Origin of the sequence: Corynebacterium faecale (assembly GCF_030408735.1) — a bacterium.
GTDB classification, from domain to species: domain Bacteria; phylum Actinomycetota; class Actinomycetes; order Mycobacteriales; family Mycobacteriaceae; genus Corynebacterium; species Corynebacterium faecale.
On the sequence record NZ_CP047204.1, the window covers coordinates 1,753,173 to 1,770,641 of the forward strand.

Below are 17,469 nucleotides of genomic sequence, written 5' to 3' on the forward strand. Positions count from 1 at the left end.
GTGCATTAAGTTCGGAGTTTGACCCCACCCGGAAAAGTTTCCGTTTGCAATATATTCATAAAGAAACCTCCTTTGGCCACCCCTGCGTCAACACTTGAGTCTTGATTGATAAACCTTCGGGGGTGTGTCATTTTTTATTGAACAATGTGGGAACTTTCACACTGGTCGCCCCGTTGAACCAAGTGAACCGCGAAATTAGGAGGCCAGTTATGACTCAACCGTCCACGCAGGATCTCACAGGTAATGATCGGGAAGTAGACCCCGGAAGCAGGCGAGGTCAAACCAACGACAATCCATCACAGGACCTTGTTCGCGTTTATCTCAATGGCATCGGAAAAACAGCTCTGCTCACCGCGGAGGATGAAGTTGAGTTGGCCCAGACCATTGAGGTCGGCCTTTATTCCGAATACAAGCTCAAGCGTGCCGGAGAGCCACTGACCCGCGCCATGAAGCGCGACCTCAAGGTCCTGGCCAAGGAGGGCAAAAAGGCCCGTGCCCACCTGCTCGAGGCCAACCTCCGCCTTGTTGTCTCCCTGGCGAAGCGTTATACCGGCCGGGGCATGCCCCTGCTGGACCTTATCCAGGAAGGCAATCTCGGACTGATCCGCGCCATGGAGAAGTTCGATTACACCAAGGGCTTCAAGTTCTCCACGTACGCCACCTGGTGGATCCGTCAGGCCATCACCCGCGGCATGGCTGACCAGTCCCGGACCATCCGGCTCCCCGTCCACCTCGTGGAGCAGGTGAACAAGCTGTCTCGCATCAAGCGTGAGATGTACCAGCACCTGGGGCGAGAGGCCACCAATGAGGAGCTCGCCGAGGAATCCGGGATCGATGAGTCCAAGATTGAGATGCTGCTCCGCCAGTCCCGTGACCCGGTGAGCCTGGACATGCCTGTCGGTGCAGATGAGGAAGCCCCACTCGGTGACTTCATCGAAGACTCCGAGGCCACTGACGCCGAGACCGCTGTGGTCGCATCCATGCGCCATTCTGATATCCGCTCTGTGCTCAGCACCCTGGATCAGCGTGAGCAGGACGTGATCCGCCTCCGTTACGGACTCGACGATGGAGTTCCGCGCACCCTGGATCAGATCGGCCGCCGTTTCGGACTCTCCCGCGAGCGTGTCCGCCAGATTGAGCGCGAGGTCATGAGCAAACTCCGTGATGGCGAGCGTGCATCCAGACTCCGCGAGTACGCCATCTGATGCAGATCCCCGTGGGCGTGGTTAGCTCCTGAGACCTGTCGGCCGGGAAACTCCCTGGGAGTTTCCCGGCTTTTCGGTTCCCTATTGATTGGGGAAGCGCACTTCCAGCTGGTTCAGGCCGGGAACGTCGGCGGGTGCTCCCCTTAAAGTTTGGCTAAGCTGAGATGAGTTCATCCGGCATTCTCCCCCGTGCTTAGAAACCGTGCTCAGAAATCGCAGCATGCGGGCGGATGCCCACAGATTTATAGGTTTCAATCCTGGAAATTCAGGGGAATTATTAGCGTTGGCTTTCTCCTGGGGAATGAACACCGGTAGAATGCGTTTGAAGAGATGGATATATCCATCAAACAGCGCCTCACCAACTTTCGGGGTTGGAATTGGGTCAGGGGTAAACCGCTTCCCACACGGGGCGGTTTTCCAGTTGTGTTTGGAATTTACAAGGAAGGCAGTCTCCTGTGAAGGATCTGGTCGATACCACTGAAATGTATCTGCGCACCATTTATGAACTCGAGGAGGAGGGCATCATCCCGCTCCGTGCGCGCATTGCAGAGCGCCTCGAGCAGTCCGGCCCCACCGTGAGCCAGACTGTTGCCCGAATGGAGCGCGATGGTCTGGTCCATGTCAGTCCGGATCGCAGCCTCGAGATGACTCCCGAGGGTCGTGCCCTCGCCATTGCAGTCATGCGCAAGCACCGCCTGGCCGAGCGCCTGCTCACCGACATCATCGGACTGGACATCCACAAGGTCCACGACGAGGCCTGCCGCTGGGAGCACGTCATGAGTGATGAGGTGGAGCGTCGCCTCGTCGAGGTTCTTGATGATGTCTCGCGCTCCCCCTTCGGCAACCCCATCCCGGGTCTGACCGACATCGGCTTTGATCAGGATCGCGAACCCGACTCAGGTGTCCGTGCCATCGACCTCCCCCACGGGGAAACCCTCCGGGTTCGTATTGTCCAGCTCAATGAGATTCTCCAGGTGGATCAGGAGCAGTTCCAGATCCTCACCGCTGCCGGCATCAAAATGGGAACCGAGGTGGAGATCACCAATGAACAGGGCCGCGTGATGATTACGCACAACGGCATGGTCGTGGAACTCATCGATGATCTTGCTCATGCGGTCCGGGTGGAAAAGATTGAGGGTCTCAACTGATGAAGCTTCTGGTTACCGGAGGTGCCGGCTACGTGGGTAGTGTCTGTGCCGCCGTCCTGGTGGAGCGTGGACACGATGTCACGATCATCGACAACTTCACCACCGGCAACCGCGAAGCGATCCCCGCAGGGGCCACCCTGGTGGAAGGCGACGTGCACGATGTCGCCCATGAGGTTCTCGCCAGCGGGGACTTTGATGGTGTGGTCCACTTCGCCGCCCGGTCCCTCGTAGGCGAATCAGTGAGCCAGCCCGCTGATTATTGGCAGCACAACGTGGTGACCACCCTGACCCTCCTTGAGGCGATGAGACACAACGGCGTGAATAACCTCGTCTTCTCATCCACCGCAGCAACCTACGGTGAACCTGAACAGGTCCCGATCACCGAAGACATGCCGACGGCCCCCACCAACCCCTATGGGGCGTCCAAACTGGCAATTGACTACGCCATCACCTCCTACGCCCATGCTTATGGCCTCGGGGCGACGAGCCTTCGTTATTTCAATGTGGCTGGAGCCTATGGTTCGATCGGCGAGAACCGTGACGTGGAGACACATCTGATCCCGCTGGTTCTCCAGGTCGCACTAGGCCACCGCGAGAAGATCTCCATGTTTGGTGACGATTGGCCCACCCATGACGGCACCGCGGTCCGTGATTACATCCACATCCTTGATCTCGCGGAAGCCCACGTCCTGGCCCTCGAATCCAATGCCGGAGGGTCACACCGCATCTTCAACCTCGGATCCGGTGATGGTTACAGCGTGAAACAGGTTGTGGAGATGTGCCGCGAGGTCACCGGCCACCCGATCCCTGCTGAGATCGCACCCCGGCGCGCCGGCGACCCGGCCACGCTGATCGCTTCATCGGACAAGGCCCGTCGCGAACTGGGTTGGGCCCCGTCCCACACCGATCTGCGGACCATCGTGGAGGATGCGTGGGTATTCACCTCCCAGCTGGGGGATCTCGCGCACAGCGCCCGGCGACGTTAGGACTCTATATTTCTCTGCATCATCAGGCAGCTTGGGCAGGTTCAGACTCATCCGGGTCTGCACCTGCCCTTGTGCCATAGTGGGTGCGGACCATGTCATTGCCACGCATACAGGCATCCACCATCGAATCGGACTGTCCGTCCATGAGCCCTCGTTGCAGCAGTGCTGAGAAACTGTGCCCCGGGTCGGTGACCTGGGCGGCTTCCAAGGCTGGGATCGCTTTCATCCCCAGGCGACGCTGGATGGCGCTGATCGCGAACAGGCACAGGGCGTTGGACCGGATGGTTCCGTTGAAGGTCTTGGCCACAGCGAGGAAGAGATCGGATGCCACATCCGGGGTGTGGACAGCGTGATGGAGTATGGCATCCCGGAGCAGCAACGAGGTGAGGTAGGCGGCCGCATCACGTAGGAGGCCCGGTTTTTGCAGCAGGGCGGTGTGGTTGGTCCCCGGTGACCTGGTGGTGGCGCGGTGCATGATCGTGTCGAATCCATCGAGTGCCGCATCAAAGGCACCGCCATCGGGGTTGGTTCTGATGGCACGGAGGATGTCTTCGCCGATCTCACGTGCCTGTGCGGTGAGATCGGCGATCCCTTCGCTGGTGAGGAAGCGGTTGTCCCGGTCGTAGGCGGAGTAGGCGTCAGTCCTGGTGAGTTCTGGAAGGTGTCCGTGTTCCAGGAGGTTCTGCGTGGCCAGCGCCTGCGTGATGGGCGCGATTCGTCCATGTTCCCATTCGGATAGTCCCCGGCAGGTGCTGCCCAGTTCCTCAGGGGAAGGGCCGAAGGCGAGCTGATAGGTTTCACCGCTGTAGATACCTGCGGTGACCCAGCAGGCGGTGATGGGGACGGTGCCGGCCTCTGCGGCGTCGAAAAGCTTGTCCACGGTTTCCTCGATCGCCGCACTGTTGGACTGCTCCGTGATGGCGAAGCAGAAGATGAGGTCGGCTTCCACCGAGGTGATGGCCTGACCTAGCTCTGGTAGGAGGTGAAGTTCGTCGATGTTGACTCTTATCACTGGGCCGAGGGTGTGTCTGGGGCCTGAGCCCTCCCGGAACATGGCGGCGAAAACGAGTGATTCGGTGGGAAAGAATCCGAGAATTCCCGGGATGTTGGCAATGAGATCCCCTGGTGTACCCAGGACTGGTGTGGATGATGGATTGTTATTTTCTGGCATGCGCTCAGTATGTGGGAGTTTTGCTGCCTCCGGTAGGCTGTGGCCCTCCATCCACAGGTTCTGATACCTGGAGTGATCTCTATCCACAGCCCATAGTGAGATGTTGTTGCCAAAGGGCAGGTCAAGCCGGGTTCCGGGATGGTGGTGATCGAGGAAGTGGATCCTGTTGATGTTGGCGTGGGCGTGGCCAGGCGTTGACTCTTGTTCGAACCGGCATCGACTAGACTCGGGATGATTCGGAGCTGGAATAGCACATTGATATGAATGAGGGGATTAATTCTCAGTGACTGTGCGTTGAACTCAATAAGACCATCCCTGATACGGAATTCGGTCTAATTTTTTAACAACGACCAACCGCCAGGGGTCAACCCTGAAACGATGAATGTTTAGTGAGATTGAGGAGGAATAATGTCGGATAACAAGGAACCAATGTACGAACTTGAATACCCGTCACCTGAGGTGAGCGGGAACGGATCGGAAGGCCCTACCCTCATTGTTGCTCTTCAGGGTTATGCCGATGCAGGCCATGCGGTGGAGTCCAGCGCTTCACATCTGATGGCTGCACTGGATCACCGGCTCATCGCGTCCTTCAACAACGATGAGTTGATTGATTACCGTTCCCGCCGCCCCACCGTGGTCATTGATCACAACGAGGTGACCGGGATGGAGAACCTTGAGCTGGGCCTGCATGTGGTGCGTGACTCGGACAACAAGCCCTTCCTCGTGCTGGCCGGGCCTGAGCCGGATCTCCGGTGGGGTGCCTTCACCCAGGCGGTATCTGATCTCGTGGACAAGTTCGGCGTGGATAAGACCATCTGCCTTTATGCCGCACCCATGACGGTTCCGCATACCCGTCCCACTGTGGTCTCTGCCCACGGTAACTCTGCTGATCTGTTGAAGTCACAGTTCAACATCGATGCGCGTATCTCGGTACCCGGTTCCGCATCGCTGAAGCTGGAGAGGCTGCTGCACACCCAGGGCAAGAATGTTGCCGGCTACACGGTGCATGTACCCCACTATGTCGCTGCCTCACCGTACCCCGCAGCAACATTGAAATTGCTGCAGGCTGTCGCGGACACCGCTCAGCTGAACCTGCCGTTGCTGGCCATTGAACGTGATGCGGACAAGGTCCAGCGTCAACTCACTGAACAGACTGCTGATTCCACGGAGATCCAGCACGTGGTGGGTGCCTTGGAACAGCAGTATGACGATGAGCTCGAGCGTTACCGTGAGAAGAATCCGCAGGCGGTTCTCCCAGGTGAAACCCCGGTTCCATCAGGTGATGAAATCGGTGCGGAGTTTGAGAAGTTCCTCGCTGGCCTGGATGACACCGATGATCCGGATAAGCAGGACAATCCGGAGGATTAGTCCTCCTCACGCACGAGGCGGAAACCCGCCCCACTCCTTGCGCACCGGAAGATGCGCAAGGAGTGGGGCGGTCGGTCTTTTCGTCGACAAGCATGCGGGTGCCCCCGGTGTCCGGTGCGTTGGCTACGCTTGGTAACCGTGAACCTTTCCCAGATGTTGCCTGACCTTTCCGATGTTCCAGAGAGCCTGCTGGATGAATCCATCTTCGATTCATTTCTGGCGTGGACGAGCACCCGGGGCATCGGCCTGTACCCTGCGCAGGAAGAAGCCTCCCTGGGCATTCTCACCGGCGACAATGTCATTCTGGCGACCCCGACCGGTTCTGGTAAATCCATGGTGGCCATCGCCGCACACTTCATCGCGATGGCACGTGGGCAGCGCAGCTTCTACACCGCCCCGATCAAAGCACTGGTGAGTGAGAAATTCTTCTCCCTGTGTGAGATTTTCGGCGCAGAGAATGTCGGCATGATGACGGGAGATGCCACCGTCAATGGTGGTGCCCCGATCATTTGTGCCACAGCAGAAATCGTGGCCAATATCGCTCTGCGTGACGGAGCCTCGGCAGCCATCGATCAGGTGGTGATGGATGAGTTCCACTACTATTCCGAACCTGACCGTGGCTGGGCATGGCAGGTTCCCCTTCTGGAATTACCACGCGCACAATTCCTGCTGATGTCCGCCACCCTGGGTGATACCGGGTGGTTGGAAGAGGATCTCACCAAACGAACCGGCCGGACCACCAGCTTCGTGGGCAACACCGAACGCCCGGTGCCACTGGAGTTCTCCTATGTGTACACCCCGGTGCATGAGACCATCGAGCAGCTCCTCACCGAGAAGAAAGCCCCCGTCTACGTGGTGCACTTCACCCAGCGGGACGCCATTGAACGGGCCCAGGCGATGACCTCCATGACGGTGATCACCAAGGAGGAAAAGGACCGCATCGCAGACGAGATCGGTGATTTCCGTTTCACCACCACCTTTGGCAAGACGCTATCCAAACTGGTTCGTCGTGGTATCGGCGTTCACCATGCCGGCATGCTGCCCAAATACCGCCGGTTGGTGGAAAAACTCTCTCAGACAGGATTATTGAAGGTGATCTGCGGAACCGACACTCTGGGTGTGGGCATCAACGTGCCCATCAGGACAGTGTTGATGACCGGTCTGGTGAAGTTCGACGGTTCCCGTGAACGCGTGTTGAAGTCCCGGGAATTTCACCAGATTGCGGGCCGTGCCGGGCGTGCCGGGTATGACACCGTGGGGCATGTGGTGATCCAGGCTCCTGAACACGAGATCGAGAACTTCCGTCTCCGGGAAAAAGCCGGTTCCGATCCGAAGAAGTTGAAGAAACTCCGACTCAAGGCCACCCGCCCCGGTGAAGTCACCTGGACATCGAAAACCTATGAGCGTCTCACCACCGCCGAACCGGAACAGCTCACCAGCCAGTTCAAGATCAGCAACTCCATGCTCCTCAATGTGATCGCCCGCCCCGGTGACGGTTATGACCACCTCAGGCACCTGCTGCGGAGCAACCACGACACCCGGAACAAACAGAACAAGGACATACTCACCGCCCTGGAATTGTTCCGGGGGCTGGTCAACGCCCAGATCATCGACAAGGTTGAAAACGGTCCCGATGAAACCGGGCGGGTTTATGCCCTGACACAGGATCTCCAACGTGACTTCGCGCTCAACCAGCCACTGGCACCGTTCGCCTTGGCAGCCCTGACCCTGCTGGACAAAGAGTCCGAAACCTACACACTCGACGTGATCAGTGTGTTTGAATCCATTCTGGATGATCCCCGGCAGATCCTCATCGCCCAGCAGAAGGCCCGGCGCGGTGAGGAGATTGAAGCACTCAAGGCAGAAGGGGTGGATTACAGCGAGCGCATGGCGATCATCGAGGACGTGACCTGGCCCAAGCCCCTGGAGGAGGAGCTGGGGCAGGCCTTCGAAACCTTCCGCGAGGGGCACCCCTGGGCGAAGGAATTCGAGCTCAGCCCGAAATCAGTGGTCCGCGACATGATCGAACACGGCATGACCTTCTCTGATCTGGTGGCAACCTACGGTGTCGCCCGTTCTGAGGGTGTGGCCCTGCGGTACCTCACCGACGCCTGGCGTACCCTCCAGCATTCCCTCCCCCGCGACCATTCCACCGAGGAATTGGATGATGTGGTGGTGTGGTTGGGGGAGCTCATCCGTCAGGTTGACTCATCACTGGTGGATGAATGGGCCCAGATGGCCGACCCGGATGCACCGATTGACAAGGAAACCCTGGCGCGCGAACTGGCCTTCGGGGTGGAAGACCCCACTGCACTGACAGCCAACCGCCGTGCCTTCACCATCATGATCCGCAACGCGATGTTCCGCCTCGTTGAGCTGTTCGCCTATGAGAAGGAAGACCAGCTTGCCCTCATGACCGAGCACCTTGATGAGAAACCGGACTTCCCCGCTGCCATGGATGCGTACTTCGATGAGTATGCAGACCTGGATACCGGCCCCGCTGCCCGTGGAGCTGAATTCTTTAAAGTCGAGCAGAGTGGCAGGGCGTGGGCTGTCCGACAGACTATCAAGGATCCGGAAGGTGATAATTCCTTCGCGTTTGTGGGTGTGGTGGATCTGGATGCCTCTGATGAGGCCGGAGAGGTACGCTTCTCCTCCCTGGACATCCAGCAGAACTGACGTAACCCACCCGGTTCGGGTGAAAACCCGCCGGATACATGTCTTCCCCGGCGGCATCCTTCTTTAAATACAATCTCGGGAAAATGATGTTGTTGACATAACCGCAGTTCATTCAGCGGTTTTACCTATTTACCGAGCTTATTCGCTAAAGAAGGGCCCTGTTTCATTACCATTTCCTCCACTAAGAGGTTAAGGTTATAGGCATGAGTAATAAGGAGTACCGGCCCACTCTCGCGCAGCTTCGTACATTCGCGACGATCGCCGAGTGCAAACATTTCGGCACCGCTGCATCCAAACTATCCATTTCCCAACCTTCCCTCTCCCAGGCACTCGTAGCCCTGGAGACCGGCCTCGGTGTGCAGTTGATCGAACGATCCACCAGGAAGGTGATTGTCACCCCGGCGGGCGAAAAACTCCTCCCCTACGCCAAGTCCACACTGGATGCGGCAGAGTCGTTCCTCGCCCACGCCCGCGGCGCCAACGGATCCTTGACTGGCCCACTGACCATCGGCATCATCCCCACCGTTGCCCCCTACATCCTGCCACCCCTGCTCAATATCGTCGATACCGAATTCTCCGAACTTGAACCCCACATCGTGGAGGATCAGACCAAGCATCTGCTCTCACTCCTGCGTGACGGTGCCATCGATGTCGCCCTGATGGCCCTACCCTCGGAAACCCCGGGCATGAAGGAAATCCCCCTGTATGACGAGGACTTCGTCGTCGTGGTTCCAGAGAATCATGTCTTCGCAGGCCGCCAGGATCTCCAGCTCTCAGCTCTGGAGGAACTGGAACTTCTCCTCCTCGATGATGGCCACTGCCTCCATGACCAGATCGTGGACCTGTGTCGCAGGGCCGATATCAACCCGATCAGTTCGACGACAGCAGTCACCCGCGCATCCAGCCTCACCACCGTGATGCAGCTGGTGGTGGCCGGCCTCGGTTCCACCCTGGTGCCGGTCAGTGCGGTTCCCTGGGAGTGCACCCGCGATGGACTCTCCACCGCCAACTTCGGCCCAGATGTCACCGCTAACCGTCGGGTCGGACTGGTGTACCGCTCGTCCTCCTCACGCGCGGAGGAATTCGAACAGTTCGCCCAGATCCTCCAGCGTGCTTTCCAGGAAGCAATGTCACGTGCCAGGGACACCGGAATTGAACTGAAGAACAATGAGAGCATCCTCCCGGTTGATGCCTGATCTCCATAAGCCTCTGATCAACTCACCTTGAGGCTCACGCAGTAGAGACCAACAACTAAAGCCCTTCCTCACCCTCCCTCACGCCCCGCCTGAACAAGGCTGGGTGTGGGGCAGGTGAGGAAGGGCTTTGGCATTGTCGGCATGGGGGGCGGGCCGTCTACCGCGGTCACCTGCCGCTGGAATCCACCGGCACCTTGCCACCACTCATCTGGCGGTACAGATGAGCGGAGATCAACACACTGACTGGAAGGAAGATGACCAATCCGAGGAACAGGGTCAACGGTCCGAAGACCATGATCACCACACCGCTGAGGACGCTGTACAGCAGCAATTTCGGGTAGTTCCTGACTGCGTCAGCGAATCCGTTCTTGGCTGCACCCACCGCATTCTCACGGCCGTCGGAGGTGTAGTACACCCAGTAGCTGTACAGGGGATTGATCAGACCTGCGATGATCACGAACAGGGCCAGGCGGCCGAGAAGTCCACTGTCCAGTGCCACCTCTCCGGTCAGCTCATTCACCATGACGGCACTCTGGGTGTCACTCTGGACGATGAGGCTGAGCACCATCCCCAACAGCGTGAAGATGATGAGCAGGATAGCGGTCTGGCCAGCATTGATCGGGTGGAAGAAATCCTTTAGTCGCGCCCTGCGGCCGTCTGTCTCAATGAGCGCCCCGCGCATGGCCGCGATGAAGATGAGCCACGCAAGCACCGAGATCACCACGTTGATGATGATATTCACAGGTGCCCAGGGATCATTGTCCATGACCGCCTGGGGATCAAGCGCGACCATCAAAAATCCCAGCATGATGGACAGAACGAGGAACGCCAGGCCGACGATCACGGTGCCCAGGATCCAGACAGCAGGGTTGGAGAACACCGACTTGAAGCCGAAACGGACGGCCCTCATGATGTTGATGCGGCCATCGGCGGTTTCCAGAGGCCTGCCGTTGCCATCCGGACCGGCATACTGACCAAAAGTCCCGGTCTCATATCCGCCATAGGCGTTGGCATTCGCCTGTCCATCTCCGGTGGTGCCGGGGTACGGCTCATAACCGGAATAAGCGGAGGCGCCGGCACCACCGTAGTTCGATGTACCGTAGCCGGGATTAAAACCACCGGGGGCGTCCTCGGGGTGGTTGGTGGGCCGGTAACGGTCCGGCGCCGCACCCTCCTCACCGCGCCCGCTGCCCGCTCCGCGTTCATAACCATCACTGGACGGGGGATCCAGAGGAGAATGTCCGGATTCTCCACGGTCCTCCCGGCCACCATTTCCACCATGATCACCGTTCCCACCATGATCATCACGGCCATCGGGGCCATCGGGGTTGAAGTCTGGCGAATCCTCGTCGCGGTTCATCTTCTTCGATCTCTCCTCTTCACAGTTCGTGGCGTCACACCGCCCCATGTATCCGCAGCCCACTGGCCACATGACGGTGAAACACGACACATCCAGGTATCACACTACTCGCAGCCGGACTCGAACGAGCACTGCGCAACAAGTAGAATGGCCAGCTAGCCATGACTACACCTGAGAAAGCTCCCACGCGAGCTGAACTGTATGAACTCCTCGAGCGCGTCTCACTCACCGATGAGCGCGCCTTCCGGCGACGCCTGAACAAGGCACGCTCCCCCCGGGCACTCACGGCCATCAAGGCCGATATCGACCGGGCCACAGCGCTTGTCGACGCCCGGGCAACCCGCGTCCCCCAGATCACCTACCCGGAGACGTTGCCGGTCAGCGCGCGCCGGGATGACATCGCCGAGGCGATCAGCAACAACCAGGTCGTCATCATCGCGGGTGAGACCGGTTCAGGTAAAACCACCCAGATCCCCAAGATCTGTCTCGAGCTCGGACGCGGGCGCAGAGGTCTGATCGGGCATACACAACCGCGTCGTCTAGCAGCACGCACCGTTGCTGAACGTATCGCCGATGAACTCGGCCAGGGTATCGGTGAGACCGTCGGTTACGCGATCCGTTTCGACGACCGCGTCTCATCCTCCACCGCGGTGAAGTTGATGACTGACGGCATCCTCCTCGCGGAGATGCAACGTGACCGCTTCCTCAACGCCTATGACACGATCATCATCGACGAGGCCCACGAGCGTTCCCTCAACATCGACTTCCTGCTGGGATATCTGCGTCAGCTGCTACCGAAACGCCCGGATCTCAAGGTGATCATCACCTCCGCCACGATCGACCCGGAACGCTTCGCCAGCCATTTCGCAGATGCAGACGGAAAGCCAGCCCCCATCATCGAGGTCTCCGGGCGAACCTTCCCCGTGGAAATCCGCTACCGTCCGCTTGAGGTGGTACAGGGGGATAAAGTCATTGACATCGACCCCCTCGACGGGCTCTGCAACGCGCTTGAGGAACTCATGGAGGAGGGCAAGGGTGACATCCTGTGCTTCTTCCCGGGTGAGCGTGACATCCGGGATGCCATGGAGGCCATCGACGGCCGCAAATGGCGAGGTGTTGAAGTCACTCCCCTGTTCGGCAGGCTCTCCAACCAGGAACAGCACCGGGTGTTCAGTCCTCATTCCGGGCGGCGCATCGTGTTGTCCACCAACATTGCTGAGACGTCCCTCACCGTCCCCGGAATCCACTATGTGGTGGACACCGGAACCGCCCGTATTTCCCGGTATTCGGTGCGCACCAAGGTGCAGCGTCTTCCCATTGAACCGGTCTCACAGGCCAGCGCCAATCAGCGTTCAGGCCGTTGTGGCCGTGTCGCCGACGGTATCGCGATCCGCCTCTACTCCGAGGAGGATTTCCTCTCCCGGCCTGAGTTCACCGATCCGGAGATTCTACGCACCAACCTGGCCAGTGTGATCCTGCGTATGGCATCACTGCGTCTGGGCGATATCAATGATTTTCCCTTCGTCCAGGTGCCCGAACAGCGTTCCATCCGTGATGGTCTCCTCCTGCTCCATGAATTGGGTGCACTGGCCGAGGATGCCGCAGAGGACGGTTCCCCGAAGCTGACCCCCATCGGTCGGGATATCGCCACTATCCCGGTTGATCCCCGCATGGCCCGCATGCTGGTCGAGGCCAACACCCTCGGTGCGCTGCATCCGGTCATGGTCATCGTCGCAGCCATGACCATCCAGGATGTCCGCGAACGCCCGCTGGAGTTCCAGGCACAGGCGGACCAGGCCCACGCACGTTTCAAGGACACCACCAGTGACTTCCTCAGTTTTCTCAAATTGTGGGAGTACATCAGCGACCAACGGGAGCTGAGCAGTGGCAACGCCTTCCGCAAGCAGATGAAGAAGGAATTCCTCCACTACATGCGGATCCGCGAATGGTGGGATCTGGTGCGCCAACTGGAACAGGTCGGCCAGCAGCTGGGATGGTCCGCCAAGGAGAACGTCGCAGGCACCGCAAGCCCGGATATCATTCACCAGTCTCTGCTGTCCGGACTGTTATCCCAGATCGGCTCCCGTGACGGTGAGAGTCGGGAGTTCACGGGTTCCCGTGGCTCCAAGTTCATGATCTTCCCAGGCTCCTCGCTGGCCAAGAAACCACCACTGTTTGTGATGGCTGGCCAACTCGTGGAGACCTCCCGTCTCTGGGCCCGCGACGTTGCACGGATTGAACCGGAGTGGGTGGAGAAACTAGCCGGTTCCCTCCTTAAACATCAGTATTCAGAGCCGTACTGGTCCACCAAGCGGGGTTCGGCCATGGTGCATCAAAAATCCACCCTCTACGGTGTCACCATCATCGCCGACAAGGTGGTTCCGTACCATACGGTTGACCCGGTGGCAGCCCGTGACCTGTTCATCCGTCACGCTCTCGTCCAGGGTGAGTGGACCACCCATCACAGGTTCTTCCACGACAACGCCGGCAAGCTCAATGATCTGGCAGAGCTGGAAGCCAAAGCCAGACGACGCGACATCATCGTGGACGAGGACACCCTCTTCGACTTCTATGATTCCCGCCTGCCCGCGAACGCCACCACCTCCCGCCATTTCGATTCCTGGTGGAAGAAAACCTCCCGCACCCAACCTGACCTGCTGGATTTTGATCCAGAGGAACTGATGAATGCCGATGCCGGCACCATCACGGAGGAGGCATTCCCGGATAAGTGGCAAAAGGGTGGGCTCATCTTTGATCTGAGCTACCACTTCGAACCTGGGCACCGGGATGACGGTGTCACCGTCCTCATTCCGGTGCCGGTGCTGGGCGGCCTGGATACCGACGGCTTTGATTGGCTTGTCCCCGGCGTCCGCCTCGACCTTGTCACCGAGCTCATCCGCACGCTCCCCAAAGCTTTACGACGCTCCGTCGTCCCCGCCCCCGAATTCGCCTCACGCGCGATGCCCATGCTGCGCCCTTATATGTCACCCCTGACACTTCAGCTGGCAGACGCCCTGCACACCCTCGGTGGTGCCGGGATCAATGATTCGGACTTCTCCCTCACCAAACTCCCCGACCATCTCAGGATCACCTACGCCGCAGTGGATAAACGTGGCAAGATCATCGACCGCGACAAGGACCTGGAGCAGCTCAAACAGCGTCGCGCCAACCAGATCCGCGCATCTGTTTCCCGTGTGGCCAGCACCTCTGAACAGGATGAAGCTCCATCCTGGACCCCGGAGACACTCGGATCCATCGACGATGAGATCGAGACGGTGGTCGACGGGCAGAAGGTCGCCGCTTTCCCCGCCCTGGTGGTTACACCCACCGGTGTCTCGGTAAAGGTGTTTCCCACCCGTGCCGCTGCAGATGCCTCGATGATCACCTCCACTTTGACTCTCCTCATGCGGGAGATTGAGGTCAATCCGAAGCAGATGGTCAAGGGCCTGCCGCTCCAGCAACGGGTTGCAGTGGATAACTACCCGCACGGCGGCTCAGAGGGGCTGGTCTCAGACGCACGCATCGCCACCATCCGTGATCTGATGTTTGCCAACGGTGGCGCTGTCCGGACACCGGAGGCCTTCGATCAACTGCTCGCTGTGGTCAAACCCGCGGTGGCCGGTGAGGTGCGCCGGACTGTCGTCGATCTTGCTCCAGCGCTGGTGCTCTATGCCAATGTCACATCAGAGCTGGATGGTTGGACCGGGCCGGCGATCGATGACATGGGGGCCCAGTTGGATTTCCTCCTGCCGAAACAGGCGATCAGCATTCACGGCATCAAACGTCTTCGTCATCTACCCCGGTACCTGCATGCCATGACGGTTCGTCTCGAGGAGATGAACCGGGATCCGGACCGGGACGCTGACCGCCAGGCGGAAATCAACGAGGTGGAGGCCTATCTTGAGACCCGACTGTCCAAGCTCCCCAACAACCGACGTACTACCCGGGAGGTCAAGGACATCCTGTGGCAGGTACAGGAGCTGAGGGTGAGTCTGTTCGCCCAGCGTCTGGGAACCCCCACACCTGTCTCAGCCCAGCGGGTGCGGAAGATGGTGGACAAACTCCGCTGACGGTGGTCGGGGGCGGTTTAGTCCTCTCGTTCACGACGACGCATGAGCCGGATCTCTTTCTCAAAATCATCTGCGCTCTCGAAGGATTTATACACGGAGGCAAACCGCAGGTAGGCAACTTCATCCAACTCACGAAGCGGGTCCAGGATGGCCAGGCCGATATCATTGGCCCGGATCTGCGAACTGCCGCTGCCTCTGACTGTTTCCTCCACCTGCTGGGCCAGGCGTTTAAGTGCGTCATCGGAGACATCCCTCCCCTGGCATGCTCGCCTGACTCCTGTGACCACCTTCTCTCGGCTGAACGGTTCCGTGACTCCATTGCGTTTCAGCACCAGGAGAACTGCCTTCTCGATGGTGGTGAAACGACCTTCGCATTCGCTGCATTCGCGTCGACGCCGGATAGCGCTTCCAGTTTCAATCACACGTGAATCGATGACCTTGGAATGTCCGTGCTGGCAAAACGGGCAGTACATGTGGTGAGTTCCTTCCCTCCAGGTTTCCCGACAGCTCTGTCAGAGGGGGGCAAACCTGCCTGTCAGTGTAGGCCACCACGCCGTTACTGTTCCATCACCACCAGCGTCAGTTCATCTCTGATGATGTGACATCCACGCCCGCCAGCTGGGATTCACTAAAGGTGGGCAGTGGCTCCTCCTGCCCATGCTGGGCGAAGAGTATTCCGCCGAAGATCGCCAACCCGAATAAAGCCCCACCTGCCCACTGTTTCAGGTTCTCCGCAATCGAACGCGGAGAGTCATTCCCGTGCCCAGCCGAAGAATTCTCAACTGAACGGGCGTCTTTGACCTGGAAGCCTGTGTTCGATTGGTTAAAACTACGATTCCGGCGGCCCGCCTGGGTTTTGGAGATAACCCTATTCGAATCCCCTAGCGTTCGAATATGTACGGGATTCGCGCAGAACATCTCAGCCCGCCCACCAGCCCACACCGCTGCCGGGGGCACAACAACACCAGCCCGGACAACCCCGTTATCACTGCGTTCACCTGCGTCGATTGACATCACCATGACATTCTCCCATCCTTTTGCCCCGATTGTACGGTGCGGGCCTGACACAATCGAACATCATTATCGTTCAGGTGTTCGACTAGCTTCTACGTTCGATTTATATCACCGGGAGCGCCGGATGTCTATATCTGGGCCGAAAATGTCGAACACCCGTACCATTTCCGCAGGAGAGCATGTATGGTTAAGAAAAGCGAGATAGCGTCTGGTTCGAACACTCTGTTCCGCGTAACCGCACGGTTCCCCACCGTTGTGAAGCGCCGGGCAGACCGACGGCCAATGCATGACGGGCCCTTTATGCCCCTCAACCAACAACTGGAAGGACCTTAGTTATCATGACCACCGAGAAGACCTCCAAGGCCCGCGGCAGTCGTGGTAGCCGCACGGTGAAGATGCTTCCCAACGGCAAGCCAGATCCTGCGAGCCTGTCAGACAGGCAGCGGAGGATCCTGGAAGTCATCAGAGATGCTGTTGTCCTGAGGGGGTACCCGCCAAGCATCCGCGAGATCGGAGACGCTGCCGGCCTTCAATCAACCTCGTCGGTGGCCTATCAGCTGAAGGAGCTTGAGAAAAAGGGTTTCCTGCGTCGTGATCCCAACAAGCCCCGGGCCGTAGATGTCCGGCACCTTCCAGATACGGACAGCCGACCAAAGGTTGGCCCCAAGGTCAAAGCGAAGGCAACGGCCGGCGATGTTGCCAAGTCGGAACTCGCAGTAGGCGCTTCTCTGGTTCCCGTGGTGGGCAAGATCGCTGCAGGCAATCCCATCCTCGCGGAGCAGAATATCGAAGAGTACTACCCGCTCCCCTCGGACATCGTCGGTGATGGTGAGCTGTACATGCTCCAGGTGGTGGGTGAATCCATGAAGGACGCCGGAATCCTTGACGGTGACTGGGTGGTGGTGCGTTCCCAGCCCGTCGCCGAACAGGGCGAGTTCGTCGCCGCCATGATCGATGGTGAGGCTACCGTGAAGGAATTCCACAAGGACTCTTCGGGAATCTGGCTGCTTCCACATAATGATTCCTTCGCCCCGATACCAGGAGAAAACGCTGAGATCATGGGCAAGGTCGTCTCAGTGATGCGCAAGCTCTAGACAGCACCCCACCCACACACCCCGTTTGTGCTTCCGATCGGTTGTGCAAACGGGTTTTTCTCTAGCTGACCTATTTCGGGGGTGGTAAACCTTCTTCGTAAATCATCCTCACACTATTGGGTTTATTGTGGGTTTCTCATAGTCCGGGGCTTACTTTTGCATTGGTCCTGCCCGATCT

At 58.9% G+C, this 17,469-nt stretch carries 11 protein-coding genes; 8 read left to right on the plus strand and 3 right to left on the minus strand.

Annotated elements, in window-relative coordinates; genetic code table 11:
* The first annotated feature begins 209 nt into the window (after window positions 1–209).
* The 3 genes from CFAEC_RS08035 to galE all read left to right on the plus strand — a co-directional run bounded on the left by CFAEC_RS08035 (window position 210) and on the right by galE (window position 3,339).
* The gene (locus CFAEC_RS08035; RefSeq protein ID WP_290275800.1) at window positions 210–1,205 is read left to right on the plus strand and encodes a sigma-70 family RNA polymerase sigma factor; all 996 of its coding nucleotides are present in this window, start codon (window positions 210–212) and stop codon (window positions 1,203–1,205) included.
* 455 nt (window positions 1,206–1,660) lie between these two features.
* A complete protein-coding gene (locus CFAEC_RS08040; RefSeq protein WP_290275803.1) occupies window positions 1,661–2,353 on the plus strand; it encodes a metal-dependent transcriptional regulator in 693 nt (230 codons plus the stop codon).
* Window positions 2,353–3,339 carry a UDP-glucose 4-epimerase GalE gene (gene galE / locus CFAEC_RS08045; protein WP_290275804.1) on the plus strand — a complete coding sequence of 329 codons (987 nt, stop codon included), beginning with the start codon at window positions 2,353–2,355 and terminating at the stop codon, window positions 3,337–3,339. The genes CFAEC_RS08040 and galE overlap by 1 nt, the downstream gene beginning before the upstream one ends.
* 22 nt (window positions 3,340–3,361) lie before the next feature.
* Here galE and CFAEC_RS08050 read toward each other — a convergent pair whose 3' ends face one another.
* On the minus strand, window positions 3,362–4,510 hold the full coding sequence (locus tag CFAEC_RS08050) for a DUF4192 domain-containing protein (RefSeq protein ID WP_290275806.1): 1,149 nt from the start codon (window positions 4,508–4,510) through the stop codon (window positions 3,362–3,364).
* Window positions 4,511–4,918: 408 nt separating this feature from the next.
* On the opposite strand from CFAEC_RS08050, the gene CFAEC_RS08055 reads away from it, so the two are divergent.
* The 3 genes from CFAEC_RS08055 to CFAEC_RS08065 all read left to right on the plus strand — a co-directional run bounded on the left by CFAEC_RS08055 (window position 4,919) and on the right by CFAEC_RS08065 (window position 9,753).
* Window positions 4,919–5,878 carry a PAC2 family protein gene (locus CFAEC_RS08055; RefSeq protein WP_290275808.1) on the plus strand — a complete coding sequence of 320 codons (960 nt, stop codon included), beginning with the start codon at window positions 4,919–4,921 and terminating at the stop codon, window positions 5,876–5,878.
* A gap of 138 nt (window positions 5,879–6,016) precedes the next feature.
* Window positions 6,017–8,557 carry a DEAD/DEAH box helicase gene (locus tag CFAEC_RS08060; protein ID WP_290275810.1) on the plus strand — a complete coding sequence of 847 codons (2,541 nt, stop codon included), beginning with the start codon at window positions 6,017–6,019 and terminating at the stop codon, window positions 8,555–8,557.
* Between the two features lie 203 nt (window positions 8,558–8,760).
* On the plus strand, window positions 8,761–9,753 hold the full coding sequence (locus CFAEC_RS08065) for a hydrogen peroxide-inducible genes activator (RefSeq protein ID WP_290275813.1): 993 nt from the start codon (window positions 8,761–8,763) through the stop codon (window positions 9,751–9,753).
* A 166-nt stretch (window positions 9,754–9,919) separates the two neighbouring features.
* Here the strand turns inward: CFAEC_RS08065 and CFAEC_RS08070 are convergent, their stop codons facing one another.
* A complete protein-coding gene (locus tag CFAEC_RS08070) occupies window positions 9,920–11,113 on the minus strand; it encodes a DUF2189 domain-containing protein (protein WP_290275815.1) in 1,194 nt (397 codons plus the stop codon).
* 161 nt (window positions 11,114–11,274) lie between these two features.
* On the opposite strand from CFAEC_RS08070, the gene hrpA reads away from it, so the two are divergent.
* Entirely contained in the window at window positions 11,275–15,183 is a 3,909-nt protein-coding gene (hrpA, locus tag CFAEC_RS08075; RefSeq protein WP_290275817.1) for an ATP-dependent RNA helicase HrpA, read from the plus strand.
* Between the two features lie 17 nt (window positions 15,184–15,200).
* Here hrpA and nrdR read toward each other — a convergent pair whose 3' ends face one another.
* Window positions 15,201–15,656 (minus strand): transcriptional regulator NrdR, encoded by a 456-nt coding sequence (gene nrdR, locus CFAEC_RS08080; RefSeq protein WP_290275819.1) that lies wholly within the window; start codon window positions 15,654–15,656, stop codon window positions 15,201–15,203.
* An 879-nt stretch (window positions 15,657–16,535) separates the two neighbouring features.
* Between nrdR and lexA the strand changes: the two genes are divergently transcribed.
* Window positions 16,536–17,291 carry a transcriptional repressor LexA gene (lexA, locus tag CFAEC_RS08085; RefSeq protein WP_435384220.1) on the plus strand — a complete coding sequence of 252 codons (756 nt, stop codon included), beginning with the start codon at window positions 16,536–16,538 and terminating at the stop codon, window positions 17,289–17,291.
* The last annotated feature ends 178 nt before the right edge of the window (window positions 17,292–17,469 follow it).

Coding starts and splice junctions, on each gene's coding strand:
- CFAEC_RS08035 (WP_290275800.1), top strand. CDS start 210: ATGACTCAACCGTCCACGCAGGATCTCACAGGTAATGATCGGGAAGTA.
- galE (WP_290275804.1), top strand. CDS start 2,353: ATGAAGCTTCTGGTTACCGGAGGTGCCGGCTACGTGGGTAGTGTCTGT.
- CFAEC_RS08050 (WP_290275806.1), bottom strand. CDS start 4,510: ATGCCAGAAAATAACAATCCATCATCCACACCAGTCCTGGGTACACCA.
- CFAEC_RS08055 (WP_290275808.1), top strand. CDS start 4,919: ATGTCGGATAACAAGGAACCAATGTACGAACTTGAATACCCGTCACCT.
- CFAEC_RS08065 (WP_290275813.1), top strand. CDS start 8,761: ATGAGTAATAAGGAGTACCGGCCCACTCTCGCGCAGCTTCGTACATTC.
- CFAEC_RS08070 (WP_290275815.1), bottom strand. CDS start 11,113: ATGAACCGCGACGAGGATTCGCCAGACTTCAACCCCGATGGCCCCGAT.
- hrpA (WP_290275817.1), top strand. CDS start 11,275: ATGACTACACCTGAGAAAGCTCCCACGCGAGCTGAACTGTATGAACTC.
- nrdR (WP_290275819.1), bottom strand. CDS start 15,656: ATGTACTGCCCGTTTTGCCAGCACGGACATTCCAAGGTCATCGATTCA.
- lexA (WP_435384220.1), top strand. CDS start 16,536: ATGACCACCGAGAAGACCTCCAAGGCCCGCGGCAGTCGTGGTAGCCGC.